The organism is Acinetobacter sp. ANC 5414, from assembly GCF_013004295.1.
GTDB lineage: Bacteria > Pseudomonadota > Gammaproteobacteria > Pseudomonadales > Moraxellaceae > Acinetobacter.
Genome location: NZ_JABERM010000006.1, coordinates 12,490 through 29,452 on the forward strand (window position 1 = coordinate 12,490; position 16,963 = coordinate 29,452).

Genomic DNA, 16,963 nt, shown 5'->3' on the forward strand with positions numbered 1-16,963 from the left:
TTTATAGATCCAGCGCCACTTTAGCTGCTACAGCAATTTGATAGAGCACTTGCGTAATACCACGAGTAAGCTCAATCCCTTTGGTCTGAGCTTTAGGTAATACTAAGATCTCATCACCTTGCTGAATTTTCTCACCTTTACGTACAAGTTCAGCTTTACCATTTTGACGAATCACAATCACTTTGGATTTATTCGATTTTTGGCTAAAGCCACCGACCTGCTCAATATAATTTTTGGCACTCAATCCATTTCTGTATTCAATACCATTCGGGAAAGCAACTTCCCCATGTACCATAATCACTGATGTTTTCTCTGGAATATGTAAAATATCACCTTGTTCCAATATCACATCTTGAAAAGTATCTGGATTGAGTACTACTTGCCCTTTAGGTTCAACTAGTCTCGCTTTAGCAATAAACTGCTTCACCAATTCTGCATCGCGTAAACGCAAAGCTGCTTCTTCCTGAGTGCTTGAGCGGGCATTGAATGTGGTTTCTTCTAACTTATCTAAGGCAACATTCAACATTTCTTTTTGCCGCTTGGCCACAGAAGGACGAAACAATTGCAAAGATTCAACTTCAGCTAAAGCATTCGGTTGCAGTTGCGTCAGGACATCACTGAGCTTGGCTCCATAAGGCAATACAATGGCATGAGCACCATTATGTGCACCATCGACACGTACTTGAATGGTACCCGCATAGCGATCAGCCGTTACAGTGACAATATCGCCATCTTCCACCATTACGTTATAAGCTTGGCTCAGCGAGTAATATTCACTGCGGTATTCTGCACCCTGTCGACGTTGAATACTGACATTGGTCGCCCCTGGTTTGAGTTTGGCAAATGCCAATGCCTGTGCCAGCGTAACTGCGGGTGAATTAAACTCAAAATCATTCTGGTTATAGACTTCACCCGATACATTAAAGGTATGGGTACGCTGTCCTACAACAATCACATCGCCATCACGGAAGGAAAAAGGACGAATTTGACCTTGTAACAAGAAGTCATACAAATCAACCTGCTGAATCGTTTGGCCATTGCGCATGACTTTAATATCAATATAACTGCCACGTTCTGGATCTACCCCACCCGCACGGTCCACATAAGCAATGACACTATCATTGGCGACACCACCATAATTACCGGGCTGATTGACAAAACCAGTAACCATCACCTTCACGGGCTGGGCTTGCTCGAGGGCTGCATACACGCCGACATTAGAGACATAAATACGGCGTACCTGCGCTTCAACCACCGATTGCAGATTGCCATTGCGAACACCTGCCACTTTGACCGGTCCAACATTCGGAATAAAAATATTGCCTTGTGGATCGACGGTTTGAGTACCGTTAAACTGATAAGCGCCCCATAGACGTAAATTAATATTATCGCCCGGATTAATCTGATAACTACTATTGAAGGTTGATCCTGCAGTTGAAGCAAAAGCGCCTTTAAACAGCTGTGAACCAAACATCTGATTTTGAGCTGGGTATTTCATTGAGCTACTGGGAGAAAGCTCAACCACCGATTGACTCTTTAATAGAGCAGCATTATTGGCACTGCTTGGATCCAGGTTTTCACCATTCAAAGCCTGAGACACTTCTGTTGGCAATAAATTTGGCTCAAATGCATAGCTTGCCGCTGCACATGCCAATGATAAAACTGATAAAGCAATTTTTTTCATAATTTATTCTCTGTGCTCACGGATAATGGAATGAATCAGTAATCCAATACCAAAAATAATATTCAATAAAATAAATGAAGTCAGACTGATATAGACTTTACGCGGATATAAAGCATCCTGAGCTAAACGCGGTGTCGCAATCACCACCAATTTCTTGAGCTTACGTGAAGCTTCTAATCGAGCTTTTTCTAAAGATACCAAAGAGATTTTATAAAGATCAGCTGCAAATTCAACCTGCGCTTTCAGGGCTTCAAAGTCCGCTACATTTTTATTGAGCTTTAAATTATTCGGTGAAGTCAGCTTAGAACTTTCAGTATTAATTTGCTGTTGTAATGCTGCAATTTGACTGCGCAAAGCCACCACTTGAGGCGCTTCAGCGGTTAAGTAACTCAGTAAAGTCCGCTCTTCGGTTTTCAGTTGTGCAAGACTGCTCTGCAATCCTGCAATCAGCGTAGCCACAGCTTTGGCTTGCAATTCAGGATCAAAAATTTCATTTTCATTTTGATACGCAAGCACCGCCTGACGTGCCTCATCTAACTGCGCTGTCGCTTCTGCATACTGTTTCTGTGCAAATACCTGCTGCTCTTGCGCAATGGTTTGTGAAATTTCATTAATAAACTGATCACTTTGCTTCAATACTTCCTGATTCAGTTTCAGTGAAAATTCTGGAGAGAAACCTTGGGCATGCACATGTAGCATCATGGTTTGCTCATCCAGTTCGACTTTAATCATTTTATTGAAATATTCGACCAGGTCTTCTACTGAAGCATCTTCCGACAATGCAAAAATCGGATCACGAACCGATGAAAACTCCTGACGCAAATTCAAGGTTTGATCTAACTGCTCAATCATATCGCGAGAGCCAATATACTCTTTGAGAATCTGAGAGTCTTCACGACTGGTATTGGGCACTCCCAACAAAGCTCCTAATCCTGCAGTATCAGCCACTGCAGTATCAGCCACCTGCTTTACCAGCAATGTAGAAGAAGACTCATAACGATCTTTAGCAAAGGCAAAAAGATAAAATACAATAACCAATACCGGAATGAGAACACAGCAGGTATAGGCAATCCAAAGCCGCTTATTTATTTTAGCTTGCATACGCTTTATATACCTCTACTGCATCTTGCACATTATCGAAATATTCTGCTTTGCCATCTCGCACCAGGAAAGCGACATCACAATTGCGGGTCAAATCTTTTAAATCATGGGAAACCATAATGATATTTGAGTTTTCTTTGAGTTCGTCGAGTAAAGCCTGACTTTTTTTCCGAAAAGAAGCATCCCCTACCGCCCCGGCTTCATCCAGCAAATAATAATCAAAATTAAAGGCCATGCTTAAACCAAAACCAATCCGGCTACGCATACCACTCGAGTAACTTTTCATCGGCATATCAAAGTATTTACCAATTTCAGCAAACTCTTCAACAAAATTTACCACATGTTCAACTTCTTCATGACTATTGACATAAAGTCTGGCCACAAAACGTACATTTTGCCGAGCCGTTAAACTTCCCTGGAAGCCCCCTGACAACGCCACTGGCCAGGAAATGGTTTTATTGGTAATAACCCTGCCAGAATCAGCATAGTCAATCCCACCAATCACACGCAGCAAGGTACTCTTGCCTGCCCCATTTTTACCCAAAAGAGCCACACTTTTATTTTCAGGTAAAATCGCATTTAAGTCTTTAAAGACATAATGCCGACCTTTAGGCGTTGCATATGATTTGGTTAAATTTTTTAGTTCGATCATTTTGATTTCACCATACGGCGTTCAAAGCGTTTATACAGAAGCAATCCTATAAATAAAGAAATAATCATCCATATCATAAAGTAACTTAAACTAATTCCCGGTACTAAACTATAAGTAGGTGCAACAGCATGGCGCATTAATTCAAAGATATGAATCAAGGGGTTGTATAATAAATATTCGCGATATTCCGTTGGAATAATATGAATGGAATATAAAATACCAGACAGGAAGTAAAGAATTAAAAAGAACACTGAAAGAAATTTCCCTATTTCTTTTGAGAAATCACCAATCACAATAAAAATCAGGCTACACGCCAACATAAATATAAATAAGAGCGCCCAATAGCCCAATAGCTGCGGAATCTGTCCAAAACTGATGCTATAGCCGAACCATACAAATGCTGCAGTAAAGGCGATATAAGCGGTAAATTTCAGCAAAAACTCAAGAATATTACGCGCGAGCAAAGCATCGATCGGTTTTACTGGACGATAGCTAAACAGCCCCCGATTGGACTCAGTTGCACTAATTCCCAGCCTCACTCCTGTTCTAAACATAAAGAAGGGAATAATGCCATTAATTAAAAAGACCACATAATCCATACCGGGTAATGTTTTTTGCATGACTGTACCAAAAAGTATCACCATTATCCCAATGGTTAATAAGGGTTCTAGAAAGACCCATAAATATCCTAAACGGTATTGACCAAAGCGAGTTTGTAATTCCCGAAGCAGTAATGCACGTATAGATGCATACATCACTTGTAAACCACCACGAGCTTTGAGTCGAGGGAGTTTTTTCAGCTGAGATTGTTCTGGAAATTCCATGTATATAAACTTTTTTAGTGAATCATATTAAGTTAAATATGTGGATGACATCATACCGGCATCCCTAATCTTTATAAAGTAGATTATGAGTTAACCCCAATAATGGATCAGCCTATTCAACTAAAGATAAGTTTATTCTTCTAATACACTAGTAAACATATAAAAAAGCGTAAATTCCTACCAAATAGCCTGCATATAACGATATTTATTTCTTAAAACGTCATATCTACCTTTTTAGTAATGTGGAATAACAGCTTAAAATCCAATCAATCATCAATATTTTGCATAAGCTTGTCGTTATTTATGTATTTCAACTGCTTAAAGATTGGGCATAATCACGGCTTTTAAAAATAAAGTCCTCTTTTCAAGCATTCCACGACTGTGTATAACAATAGACAGTTTAGGGAAATCAATAAGCATAGGCAAATGACGTCAAAACACGTTAGACTATGCAGCAATCAATGCAAGCAAAATGTCATTTGAGACAAAAAGAAGGTGAAGGTTGATGCCGCTCAATACCGTTGAAGAGCTCGTAGCAGATATCCGTGCAGGAAAAATGGTCATCCTGATGGATGATGAAGATCGTGAAAATGAAGGTGATTTAGTCATTGCTGCGACACACGTGCGTCCAGAAGACATCAACTTCATGATCACGCATGCGCGTGGTTTAGTTTGCTTAACGCTGAGTCGCGACCGTTGCCAGCAACTCAATCTACCTTTAATGGTGGATGCTAACGGTGCACAACACGGCACCAACTTCACCTTGTCAATTGAAGCGGCACAAGGTATTTCAACCGGTATTTCTCCTGCTGAACGTGCACACACGATTCAAACTGCGGTTGCGGCACATGCAAAACCGGCAGACATCGTACAACCGGGACATATTTTTCCATTGATGGCTCAGCCAGGTGGCGTATTGCACCGTGCCGGTCATACTGAAGCGGGTTGCGATCTTGCTCGCTTAGCAGGTCTTGAGCCAGCATCTGTCATTTGTGAAATTATTAATGAAGATGGCAGCATGGCACGCCGTCCAGACCTTGAAGTTTTCGCAGAAAAACATGGTTTGAAAATGGGGACTATTGCCGATCTGATTCATTACCGCATGACCAATGAACAAACGGTTGAACGTATTGACCAACAAAGCATTAACACAGAATACGGTACATTTGATTTATATCGTTACCGCGAAATTGGTAACCCAGACATTCATTTAGCTTTAGTGAAAGGTCAACCGAAAGACGGCGTGACCACTGTTCGTGTACATGGCTTTAATCCAGCACGCGACTTACTTAAACTGAATAAACAAGATGGCGAACCGGCATGGAACTTAGACCGTGCATTAAAAGAGATCGCCAACAGTGATCGTGGTGTCTTGGTCTGGATTGGTCAACGCCACTTACAAGACTTAGGTCCAGCACTGGACAGCTTGACTGTGCCAAAACCAACAAAATCCAATGCTGCGCTTTCTCAGCAATATCAAACGATTGGCGTAGGCGCACAAATTTTACGTGATTTAGGTGTTGAAAAAATGAAGTTGCTTAGCTCTCCATTACGTTTCAACGCGCTATCTGGCTTTAACTTAGAAGTGGTTGAATATATCACCGCACAACAAACAACTTAAGAAATAATCGAGGTTGCTATGGCAGTTCGCCGTATTGAAGGTATGTTACATCTCGCGAGCGAAGGCCGTTACGCGATTTTAGTGGGTCGCTTTAATAGCTTTGTGGTTGAACATTTGCTAGAAGGTGCAATTGATACGTTGAAACGTCATGGCGTATCAGAGGATAATATCACTGTTGTTCACGCACCTGGCGCTTGGGAACTTCCTGTCGTTGCAAAAAAACTTGCCGCTTCAGATCGTTTTGATGCGATTATTGCACTTGGCGCCGTGATTCGTGGTAGCACGCCTCACTTTGATTTTGTTGCTGGTGAATGTGCCAAAGGTTTAGGCGTTGTTGGCCTGGACACCGGCTTACCAGTGATCAACGGTGTATTAACTACGGATAGTATTGAACAAGCGATTGAACGCTCTGGAACAAAAGCAGGTAATAAAGGTGGCGAAGCTGCCCTTACTGCGATTGAAATGGTTAACTTGTTAAAGGCTATTTAACGCTATGTCGCAAACACTTCAAGCAACTTATGCAGCGAAACGTAAAGCACGTCGCTTTGCTGTACAAGGAATTTATGAATGGCAGATGAGCCACAATCCAGTGCATGAGATTGAAGCACGTACGCGTGTGGAAAATGCCATGCACAAAGTGGATCTCGGCTATTATCATGAATTGTTGACTCAAGTGGTTGCCAATCATGAAGCATTGGATGCGCTCTTAATCCCTGTGCTTGACCGCGAAGTTAACGCCCTTGATGGCGTTGAACTTGCAACCCTTCGTCTGGGCGCCTATGAATTGAAAGATCATCTTGAGATTCCATATCGCGTGGTTCTAGATGAATCGATTGAGCTTGCTAAACACTTTGGTGGTGCTGACAGCCATAAATACATCAATGGTGTATTAGACCGTTTAGCAACTAGCTTACGTGCAGCAGAAAAGCAACAAGCCGACTAATTTTTCAGTAGATTTGTTGTATGGCTGAGTTTTCGATTATTGACACCTATTTCAATCGTCAGACTGTTACATCTACCGATGTCAATTCTGTCGATTTAGGTGTTGGTGATGACTCAGCCTTGCTCACTCCCCCGCCCAACCAGCAACTGGTCATCTGTGCCGACACTTTGGTTGCGGGTCGACATTTCCCTCTAGAGACTTCTCCTCATGCCATTGGCTGGAAATCTGTTGCTGTCAATTTATCTGATATTGCTGCAATGGGTGCCAAACCGCAGAGTATTTTATTGGCATTGAGCTTACCCCAAATTGATCACGACTGGCTAAAAGGCTTTAGTCAGGGTTTATATGATTGCTGCGATCAATTTGGGGTGAGTTTAATTGGTGGTGATACCACGCAAAGTCCTCATCTGACCATTTCAGTCACTGCCCTTGGCTGGATTGAAACAGGTCAAGCCGTGACACGTTTCGGTGCTCAAGTGGGTGACTATATTTGTGTCAGTGGAACCGTTGGCGATGCAGCTTTTGGTCTAGCTCATTTAGGTCATCCATTACAAAAACGTCTGGATTACCCTACTCCACGTTGTCAGCTCGGTCAAAAGTTAAAAGGCTTGGCATCAAGTATGATTGATGTATCTGATGGCTTAGCCCAAGACCTAGGGCATATCCTTAAAGCATCACATGTCGGTGCAACTTTGGATTTAGACCAACTACCGATTGATGCCGCTTTAAAAAAATTACAACAAGAAAAGCAATGGCAATACGCACTCGCGGGTGGCGACGACTATGAATTATGCTTTACAATCAGTCCGCAAAATTATGAAAAACTTTTGCAACAACAATTAGATGTCAAAATTAGTAAAATCGGACAAATTACCCAAGATTTGGGATTAAATTTTTTACATAATGGATTAATGTCATCTATTCAATTTCAGGGATATCAGCATTTTGCATAAGCCTGCCATTCAGTTTAAAACCATGTCTGCATACGACCGCTTTATTGTATTTTGCGGCGTAGGCTTTGGCTCGGGTCTTGCCCCAAAAGCTCCAGGCACCTTTGGTTCGGCATTTGCATTGCTTTTTATTCCGTTATGGCTTGCATTGGGCTTTTTCAACTCCATATTAGCCATCGCAGTCATGTCCATGATTGGCATCTATGTTTGTGGTCATACTGCAAAAGTCATGGGTGTGCATGATGATGGCCGTATTGTCTGGGATGAATTTGCAGGTCAGTCCATCAGCTTTTTGCCTTTAATCTATTTAGGCAACATGAATTGGCTGTGGGCACTCATTGGTTTTGGCTTATTCCGATTATTCGATATCTGGAAGCCTTGGCCGATTCGTGTCATTGACCGCCAAGTCGGTGGTGGCTTCGGCATAATGCTCGATGACATCATTGCCGGTATTTGGGCTGCACTTTGCATCTGTGCTTATTTCTATTTCGTTGCTGTATAAACTTAATACACTCAGGATTTAAAATGTCGACTAGCGTTATTATTCTTGCTGCCGGTAAAGGAACACGTATGCGCTCCAGCCTGCCTAAAGTGCTACAACCTTTAGCAGGACGCCCGCTACTTGGACATGTCATCGAAACGGCAAAAAAACTCAACGCAGCAAATATCATTACCATTTATGGTCATGGTGGCGATAAAGTACAACAAGCTTTCGCACAAGAAAATGTGCAATGGGTTGAACAAGCGGAACAGCTTGGTACCGGTCACGCCGTAAAAGTAACACTTCCTGTACTTCCTACTGAAGGTATATCTCTGATTCTCTCCGGTGACGTACCGTGTGTGACTCAAGAGACATTACAACGTCTACTTGATGTTGCAGCAAAAACAGGCATTGGCATTGTGACTTTAACGGTTGATGATGCAACAGGTTATGGTCGTATTGTTCGTGAAGATGGTCAAATTCAAGCCATTGTTGAACATAAAGATGCCACTGCAGAACAACGTAAAATTAAAGAATTTAATACCGGTATTTACTGTGTCAGCAATGCCAAATTGCATCAATGGTTACCCAAGCTTTCAAATGAAAATGCGCAAGGTGAATACTACCTGACTGACATTATTGCTATGGCAATTTTAGATGGCTTGGAAGTTGCTTCTGTTGAACCAGAACTTGCTTTTGAAGTTGAAGGGGTTAATGACCGTGTTCAACTGGCAGCATTGGAACGTGAATTCCAAAACTACCAAGCAAAAAAATTAATGCAGCAAGGCGTGCATTTGATCGACCCAAGTCGTTTTGATTTACGTGGCAACTTAAGCGTTGGTCAAGATGTTCGTATTGATATCAATGTGATCATTGAAGGTGATTGCGAATTTGGTGACAACGTTGAAATTGGTGCAGGCTGTGTGATTAAAAATACTGTGATTGCATCAGGCACCAAAGTACAACCTTATAGCATCTTTGATCATGCTGTGGTGGGTGAAGATGCCCAAATTGGTCCATTTTCACGATTACGTCCAGGTGCCAAACTTGCAGCTAAAGTGCATATCGGTAACTTTGTTGAAGTTAAAAATTCAAGCATTGGTCTAGGGTCTAAAGCCAACCACTTCACTTATTTGGGTGATGCTGAAGTGGGTGCAGGTTCAAATATTGGTGCGGGCACCATTACCTGTAACTATGATGGTGCAAATAAATATAAAACCATTATTGGCGATGCTGCTTTTATCGGTTCAAACAGCTCACTGGTTGCCCCTGTAAGCATTGGCAATGGTGCAACCATTGGTGCAGGCTCGGTGATTACCCGTGATGTTGCCGAGAATAGCTTGGCTTTCGAACGTTCAAAACAAGTGGCTAAAGAAAACTATCAACGCCCCCAAAAGCTGAAAAAATAAGAGGATTTAAATATGTGCGGAATTGTCGGTGGCGTTGCGGAACGTAATATTAGCAATATTTTAATTGAAGGCTTAAAACGCCTGGAATACCGTGGCTATGATTCAGCAGGTCTAGCCCTGATTAATGGTGGCCATGTACTGCGTGAACGCCGTGTTGGTAAAGTCGTCAACTTGGAACAGGCAGTAGCAGCAGCTGATATTCAAGGTTCACTCGGTATTGCGCATACTCGTTGGGCAACCCACGGTAAACCGACTGAAAATAATGCTCATCCACATATTTCAGGTACGGTGGCTGTAGTTCATAACGGCATTATCGAGAACTATCAAGAACTCAAAGATGATCTTGAAGCACTCGGTTATGTATTTACTTCACAAACAGATACCGAAGTTGTTGCACATTTAGTGAATGATGCATTGAAATCGACTTCTAGCCTTTTAACTGCAGTTCAACAAGTTGTTCCACAATTGAAAGGTGCTTATGCACTGGGTATCGTACATACCGATCATCCTGATGAGTTGATTACTGTGCGTGAAGGTTCACCCTTAGTCATTGGTGTAGGGATTGGCGAAAACTTTATCAGTTCGGATCAATTGGCTTTACTTCCAATTACCAACCGTTTTATTTACCTTGAAGAAGGTGATATTGCGCGTTTAACCCGTAACAGCATTGAAGTATTTGTGAATGGTCAATTGGTTGAACGTCCTGTTAAAGAATTAGATGCGACTGTAAGCAATTCATCGAAAGGTGAATACAAACATTACATGCTCAAAGAAATTTACGAGCAACCAGAAGCGATTCAACAAACCATTTCCCAAGCGTTAAACGGAAATGTTTTACGAGAAGATTTCTTAAAAGATGCTGTGGTTGATTTTGAAAAAATTCAACAAGTACAAATCATTGCTTGTGGTACAAGTTACCATGCCGGCATGATCGCAAAATACTGGTTCGAACAACTGATTGATTTATCGTGCCAGGTTGAAATTGCCAGTGAATTCCGTTATCGCACACCCGTAATTGTAAATAACACACTGTATGTGTGTATTTCTCAATCAGGTGAAACGGCTGATACTTTGGCTGCGCTTCGTGACACACAAAAACGTGCTGCTGCAAAAAATTTAAACATTGCAACCCTAACCATTTGTAATGTGCCCACATCTTCAATGGTTCGTGAAACCAACCATAGTTTACTCACTTTGGCTGGGCCAGAAATTGGGGTTGCATCGACCAAAGCCTTCACCACACAACTCGCAGCCCTTATGTTGCTGGTTTTAAAAATTGGTCAAGTGAAGCAAAGTATTCCTGCTGAAAAAACCAGCGCGATCATTACCGATTTATGGCATACACCAAAAGTAATTTTAGATACCCTGAAAAAAGATAAAGATATTTTGCGTTTATCTGAACTCTTTGTAGAGAAACAGCACTGCCTCTTTCTCGGTCGTGGTACAAACTTTCCTATTGCGCTAGAAGGTGCTTTGAAACTGAAAGAAATTTCATACATCCACGCTGAAGGCTATGCTGCAGGTGAGCTCAAACATGGTCCATTGGCACTGGTTGATAATGACATGCCGGTAGTGATTCTTGCCCCTCAAGATGACATGCTGGACAAACTCAAATCCAATATGGAAGAAGTGCAAGCCCGCGGCGGTGAATTATTTGTATTTGCCGATGAGAATAGCGGCATTAAAGAAAAAGATCGTCAACATATTGTTTATATTCCCCATGTGAGTGCGCTACTTGCACCAATCGTATATAGCATCCCTGTACAACTGCTGTCATACCATGTTGCGGTATTACGTGGAACTGACGTCGATCAGCCACGTAACTTGGCGAAATCAGTCACCGTAGAATAAGCGAAACATAGAGGCTGGTGAGAACCGGCCTTTTCTTTGTAGAGAGAAGAAAAAATAGTATGACGCAACTGACTTGTTTTAAAGCTTATGATATTCGCGGCAAACTTGGTACTGAACTGAATGAAGATATCGCCTACAAAGTTGGCCGTGCTTATGGTCAGATTTATCAACCGAAATCAGTTGTCGTTGGTTGTGATATCCGTCTAAGCAGTGAAAGTCTTAAACAAGCCACTATTCGCGGTTTAAATGATGCCGGTGTCAATGTTCTCGACTTAGGCATGACAGGCACAGAAGAAGTCTATTTCGGTGCCTTCCATTTAGATGTACAAGGTGGTATCGAAATTACCGCCAGCCATAATCCGATGGATTATAACGGCATGAAATTGGTTCGTGAGAACTCACGTCCAATTAGTGCGGATACCGGTTTGAAAGAAATTCGTGCTTTGGCTGAAACAGGTGAATTTACTGAAGTTGCACGAAAAGGCACAACGCAAAGCTACAATATTCTGCCTGAATTTATTGAACACTTAATGACTTACATTGATGTTTCAAAAATTCGTCCAATGAAATTGGTGGTGAATGCCGGCAATGGTGCAGCAGGTCATGTCGTTGATGCGATTGAAGATAAATTTAAATTACTGAATGTACCGATTGAATTTATCAAAATTCATCATGAAGCAGATGGTACTTTCCCAAATGGCATCCCTAACCCATTACTGGTCGAAAACCGTGATAGTACCCGTAATGCAGTCATTCAGCGTCAAGCAGATATGGGAATTGCCTGGGATGGGGACTTTGACCGTTGTTTCCTCTTCGATGAGAAAGGTCAATTTATTGAAGGCTATTATATCGTGGGTTTACTTGCTCAAGCCTTCTTACTGAAACAATCTGGTGAAAAGATCGTTCATGATCCTCGTTTAGTATGGAATACCTTAGATGTTGTCGAGCAATATCAAGGTATTGCTGTGCAATCAAAATCAGGGCATGCATTCATTAAAGATGTGATGCGCGAACACAATGCGGTTTACGGTGGCGAGATGAGTGCGCACCATTATTTCCGTGATTTTGCTTATTGCGATAGTGGCATGATTCCGTGGTTATTGGCGGTTGTCGTTTTATCTGAAACCAAGCAATCATTATCAAGCCAGGTCGAAGAGATGATTACGAAATTCCCATGTTCGGGTGAAATCAACTTTAAAGTTGCTAATACTCAAACGACGATTCAAAAGATTTTCGATCACTATGCCGATCAAAAACCTGTGATTGATTACACGGATGGTGTGAGTTTAGATTTTGGCGTATGGCGTTTGAACGTACGTGCTTCAAATACTGAACCCCTATTGCGTTTAAATATTGAAAGTCGTCGTGATCAAAATCCAAAAAGCATTCAGACATATGTGGATGAAGTGACACAATTGATCGAAGGCTAAAACCTTCAATCAATCAAAAAAGGAGCTTTTATCAAGCTCCTTTTTTCATCCTATAAATGACACACATGTTTTAATCACGATAGCCATTCGGATTTTGCTTTTGCCAGTTCCAACTATCTGCCAACATATCCTCTAAAGCATATTGTGGTTTCCAGCCAAGCTCAGCCACTGCACGTGCATTATCTGCAAAAGAGGTTGCTACATCCCCTTCACGTCGTGGTGCAAATTCAAATGCGACCGGTATACCGTTCACTTTTTCAAAAGTATTTTTGACTTGAAGCACCGATGAACCATTGCCAGTACCAATATTCCAGGCACGACAACCTTGAGCATTTAAACGATTATTCAGGGCACATAAATGTGCATTAGCTAAATCGACCACATGGATATAATCGCGCACCCCTGTGCCATCGACCGTGTCATAATCATGACCAAAAATAGAGAGTTTCTCACGACGCCCTACCGCCACCTGAGTCACATAGGGCATTAAATTATTGGGAATCCCTTGGGGATCTTCGCCAATACACCCACTTTTATGCGCACCGACCGGATTAAAATAACGAAGTAAGGCAATAGACCAACGTTCATCTGCAACTGATAATTTTTGCAACAGCTGTTCCACAATCAGTTTGGTATAGCCATAGTTATTGCTCGGCATGCCTGTAGGCATCTCTTCATTCAGTGGAGATATATTTGCTTCATCATACACTGTGGCCGATGAGCTAAAAACCAAATTAAAGACTTCTGCCCGTTGCATGGCTTTGACCAAGCTAATTGAACCTGCAATGTTATTATCAAAATAGGTCAATGGAATTTGCTGACTTTCACCTACAGCTTTTAAACCGGCAAAATGAATCACGGCATCAATGGAGTGCTGCTGAAAAACCTGATCCAGAACTTGTGCATCACGAATATCCCCTTCCACAAAGGCCAAGGTTTTTCCAGTAAGTGCCTGCACGCGATTTAAGGATTCTTCTGAACTATTGCAAAGATTATCCAGAACAATAACCTCATGTCCTGAATTTAATAGTTCCACACAGGTATGTGAGCCAATATAGCCGGCCCCTCCTGTAACTAAAATTTTAGCCATGTGTTTTCCCTAGTAAGATTTGGATTAGCCCTTGAGTAGAGACATCTAAACTCGAAATGTCTTGTATATCCCCATTTAAAATCGGTAACAGCTGATTGGCAATTTCCTTGCCTTTTTCCACGCCCCATTGATCGAATGGATTGATATTCCAAAGTACAGACTGTACGAACACCTTATGTTCATACATGGCAATCAGCATGCCTAAACTATAAGGATTCAATTCTTGTAATAAGATCGTACTGCTCGGTTGATTACCCGAATACTGCTTATAAGGTGCTAAATTTTCTAATTCATTTTGATCAAGTGCTTGATTACCAAATGCCAATAAACGCGACTGGGCTAAACAATTGGATAAGGCTAAATGATGCTGTTCAACTAATGCAGCTGCATTATCTATATAGGTAAACTGATTAGAATTGTAACGTTGCACTGGTGCAATAAAGTCACAACACACTGCCTGTGTACCTTGATGTAACAGTTGATAAAAGGCATGCTGGGCATTCGGTCCAATTTCGCCCCAAACAATCGGGCACGTATCTAATTCTACTTTTTCACCGTTACGTTGAATCGACTTACCATTCGATTCCATTTCTAGCTGCTGCAAATAAGATGCAAAATATTTCAGGCGACCATCGTACGGTAGTACCGCATGGGTCTGAATATCAAGAAAATTATTATTCCAAACCCCAAGCAAGCCCATCAGTACCGGAATATTCTGACTTAAAGGTGCTGTTTGGAAATGTTGATCGATAGCATACGCACCGGCAAGCAATTGCTTGAAGCCTTCCACACCAATCGTTAAAGCAATTGGAAAACCAATACATGACCATAATGAGTAACGACCACCCACCCAATCCCAAAGTAAGAATTGATTTTCAGGTGCAATGCCCCATTCAGTCATTTTTTCAGGTTTGGTCGATACACCCACAAAATGGTGCTTGAGTACCTGAGTATGTTGACCCAAGGCTTTTTCTAGCCACAAACGTACTGTTTGCGCATTGGATAAGGTATCAATCGTCCCAAAAGATTTCGATGAAATAATAAATAGAGTGGTTTCTGGACGCAGCTTATGCAATAACTCGGATAACTGACTGCCATCAATAGTCGAAACAAAATGTACATCCAGTGATTTTGCAGTTGCTTGCTTAAAATCAGATAAAGCTTGCGTCACCATGAGAGATCCCAGGTCTGATCCTCCTACCCCAATATTGACCACATCCTGAATCACCTCACCTGTTGCACCGCGATATTGACCATCGTGAATTTTATTGACCAATGCAAACATACTTTGAAATTGTTCATGAACTTGATCTGCAATTTTAGGATACTTTTCATCATAGACTGGCAAACGCAAAGCCCAATGCATTGCTGCACGCTGCTCTGTGTAATTGATCTGCTCTTGTGAAAAAAGCTTTTTAATCCAGTTTTCTAAATTTTGTGTTCCAGCAAACTGAATTAGAGTATTTAATACATTCTGGTCAATACGCTGCTTACTAAAATCTAAAACAATCTGTTCACACACCACCGAGAATTTTTGGAAACGCTGCTCATCCTGTGCAAACAATTCATTTAAATGCACACTCTCAAATTGTTTTTTTAAAGCATAAAGTTTCGCTAAAATGGATTCATCATCATTGATTGGAAAAGGCTGAATATTCTGTACCATTAGCGCCCCACTCCCATATAAGCAAAGCCTTGTGCTTTAACATAATCAGGATCATAAATATTACGACCATCTAAAATTAAGGGATGCTGCATGGTCTGGAGCAGTTTCTTATAATCTGGACTCCAATATTGCTTCCAAGCCGTTAATAAACACAATGCATGACTATCTTTAACAGCATCATATTGATCATCGCATAAAATCAAATCAGGTCTTTGACCATATAAGGCTTTTATTTCAGACAATGCCTGAGGATCATGGAGTTGAACCTTAACTCCTTGTGCCCATAAGGCATTCAGCATGATATGAATAGGAGACTGTTTAATACTAGAGGTATTTTCCTTAAATGAAGCCCCCCAAATGGCAACTGTTTTTTCTTTTAAGTCACCATTGAAATAGTTCCATAATTTTCTAAATAATAGCTCTTTTTGCTGTTGATTAATTTCCCAAACTTGGGCTAAAAGCTGACTTTTAACTCCTGTGTTGGCAACTGTATTGGATAAGGTTAAAATATCATGTGAGAAATTTTCTCCACCAAAGCCTGCACTTGGGCTTAAATAAGATAGTCCAATGCGACTATCTGCACCCATACCCTGACGTACATGCTCAATATCAATGCCTAATTTTTCCGCAACTACAGCTAAATCGTTAATATAGCTAATGCGCGTTGCCAACATTCCAGAAATACTGAGTTTGGTAAATTCAGCATCAAGAATTGGCATAAACAAGTATTGCTGCTCTAGAGGGAACAATGGACGAAGCAATTCTTTAACTTTGATTTGGCTCGATTCAGTAGAATAACCCACAATCAACTGTTTAGCATGAGTAAAACTTTGCAAGACATTACCTTCTTGGATAACATCTGGTAAATACACCCAATCATCCTGAGGAAGGATGGCTTTAAATTTATCAGTACCGTGTAACCCTAACGTTGAAGCATTAATCATTAATTTAGGATGAATAATTGGGTGCTGTTTTAGCTCTTTTAAGATTTTGATGCCTTGTGCTTCTTCAGCAGGGCTTAAACTAAAAAAATAAGCATCGATATCTAAAGAAATTTCATTGAAATTGCAGTATTGAAGAAATCCATTTTTTTCTTGTTTATCTAATAAATGTTGAACCGCTTCATCTTGTACATAGGCTTGTTCTAATGATAATTTTTTTAATACATCACACCAATAAACCTGATGTCCGCACTCTGCCAATAAAGCTGCCATTACACCTGAATAAAGGGTCTGTCCAAATACCGCAACTCTCATAGAAG

15 protein-coding genes are annotated in these 16,963 nt (G+C 41.1%); 8 read left to right on the forward strand and 7 right to left on the reverse strand.

The genetic code is table 11. The features are described 5' to 3' along the window. Position 1: 1 nt before the first annotated feature. Genes HLH18_RS03985 through HLH18_RS04000 form a run of 4 tightly spaced genes read right to left on the reverse strand, consistent with a single transcriptional unit; the run spans position 2 to position 4,261 of the window. Positions 2–1,684 carry a polysaccharide biosynthesis/export family protein gene (locus tag HLH18_RS03985; protein ID WP_171545831.1) on the reverse strand — a complete coding sequence of 561 codons (1,683 nt, stop codon included), beginning with the start codon at positions 1,682–1,684 and terminating at the stop codon, positions 2–4. A 3-nt stretch (positions 1,685–1,687) separates the two neighbouring features. Beyond that, positions 1,688–2,785, reverse strand: a complete 1,098-nt coding sequence (locus tag HLH18_RS03990; RefSeq protein WP_171545832.1) for a KpsE/RkpR family capsule polysaccharide export protein — start codon at positions 2,783–2,785, stop codon at positions 1,688–1,690. Further along, positions 2,775–3,437 carry an ABC transporter ATP-binding protein gene (locus tag HLH18_RS03995; protein ID WP_171545833.1) on the reverse strand — a complete coding sequence of 221 codons (663 nt, stop codon included), beginning with the start codon at positions 3,435–3,437 and terminating at the stop codon, positions 2,775–2,777. Before HLH18_RS03995 ends, HLH18_RS03990 begins: the two co-directional genes overlap by 11 nt. Next, the gene (locus HLH18_RS04000; RefSeq protein WP_171545834.1) at positions 3,434–4,261 is read right to left on the reverse strand and encodes an ABC transporter permease; all 828 of its coding nucleotides are present in this window, start codon (positions 4,259–4,261) and stop codon (positions 3,434–3,436) included. Before HLH18_RS04000 ends, HLH18_RS03995 begins: the two co-directional genes overlap by 4 nt. Positions 4,262–4,766: 505 nt before the next feature. Here HLH18_RS04000 and ribBA point away from each other — a divergent pair. From ribBA to HLH18_RS04040, 8 genes are read left to right on the forward strand one after another with little or no spacing between them, the layout of a single operon-like run. Continuing rightward, positions 4,767–5,882 (forward strand): bifunctional 3,4-dihydroxy-2-butanone-4-phosphate synthase/GTP cyclohydrolase II, encoded by a 1,116-nt coding sequence (gene ribBA / locus HLH18_RS04005; protein ID WP_171545835.1) that lies wholly within the window; start codon positions 4,767–4,769, stop codon positions 5,880–5,882. Positions 5,883–5,900: 18 nt separating this feature from the next. Next, complete coding sequence (gene ribH / locus HLH18_RS04010) at positions 5,901–6,371, forward strand: 6,7-dimethyl-8-ribityllumazine synthase (RefSeq protein WP_004649641.1); 471 nt, start codon at positions 5,901–5,903, stop codon at positions 6,369–6,371. Positions 6,372–6,375: 4 nt separating this feature from the next. Further along, a complete protein-coding gene (gene nusB, locus HLH18_RS04015) occupies positions 6,376–6,825 on the forward strand; it encodes a transcription antitermination factor NusB (RefSeq protein ID WP_171545836.1) in 450 nt (149 codons plus the stop codon). A 20-nt stretch (positions 6,826–6,845) separates the two neighbouring features. After that, entirely contained in the window at positions 6,846–7,778 is a 933-nt protein-coding gene (thiL, locus tag HLH18_RS04020) for a thiamine-phosphate kinase (RefSeq protein ID WP_171545837.1), read from the forward strand. Positions 7,779–7,800: 22 nt separating this feature from the next. Then, positions 7,801–8,277 carry a phosphatidylglycerophosphatase A family protein gene (locus tag HLH18_RS04025; RefSeq protein WP_171545899.1) on the forward strand — a complete coding sequence of 159 codons (477 nt, stop codon included), beginning with the start codon at positions 7,801–7,803 and terminating at the stop codon, positions 8,275–8,277. Between the two features lie 23 nt (positions 8,278–8,300). Next, positions 8,301–9,665, forward strand: a complete 1,365-nt coding sequence (gene glmU, locus HLH18_RS04030) for a bifunctional UDP-N-acetylglucosamine diphosphorylase/glucosamine-1-phosphate N-acetyltransferase GlmU (RefSeq protein WP_171545838.1) — start codon at positions 8,301–8,303, stop codon at positions 9,663–9,665. A 12-nt stretch (positions 9,666–9,677) separates the two neighbouring features. Then, on the forward strand, positions 9,678–11,516 hold the full coding sequence (glmS, locus tag HLH18_RS04035; RefSeq protein WP_171545839.1) for a glutamine--fructose-6-phosphate transaminase (isomerizing): 1,839 nt from the start codon (positions 9,678–9,680) through the stop codon (positions 11,514–11,516). 59 nt (positions 11,517–11,575) lie between these two features. Further along, positions 11,576–12,946: a phosphohexomutase domain-containing protein gene (locus HLH18_RS04040; RefSeq protein WP_171545840.1), complete on the forward strand. Its 1,371-nt coding sequence runs from the start codon at positions 11,576–11,578 to the stop codon at positions 12,944–12,946. 70 nt (positions 12,947–13,016) lie between these two features. Here the strand turns inward: HLH18_RS04040 and galE are convergent, their stop codons facing one another. From galE to HLH18_RS04055, 3 genes are read right to left on the reverse strand one after another with little or no spacing between them, the layout of a single operon-like run. Continuing rightward, positions 13,017–14,036, reverse strand: a complete 1,020-nt coding sequence (galE, locus tag HLH18_RS04045; protein ID WP_171545841.1) for a UDP-glucose 4-epimerase GalE — start codon at positions 14,034–14,036, stop codon at positions 13,017–13,019. Further along, entirely contained in the window at positions 14,029–15,702 is a 1,674-nt protein-coding gene (gene pgi / locus HLH18_RS04050) for a glucose-6-phosphate isomerase (RefSeq protein WP_171545842.1), read from the reverse strand. The genes galE and pgi overlap by 8 nt, the downstream gene beginning before the upstream one ends. Continuing rightward, a complete protein-coding gene (locus HLH18_RS04055) occupies positions 15,702–16,958 on the reverse strand; it encodes a nucleotide sugar dehydrogenase (RefSeq protein ID WP_171545843.1) in 1,257 nt (418 codons plus the stop codon). Before HLH18_RS04055 ends, pgi begins: the two co-directional genes overlap by 1 nt. Positions 16,959–16,963: the final 5 nt, after the last annotated feature.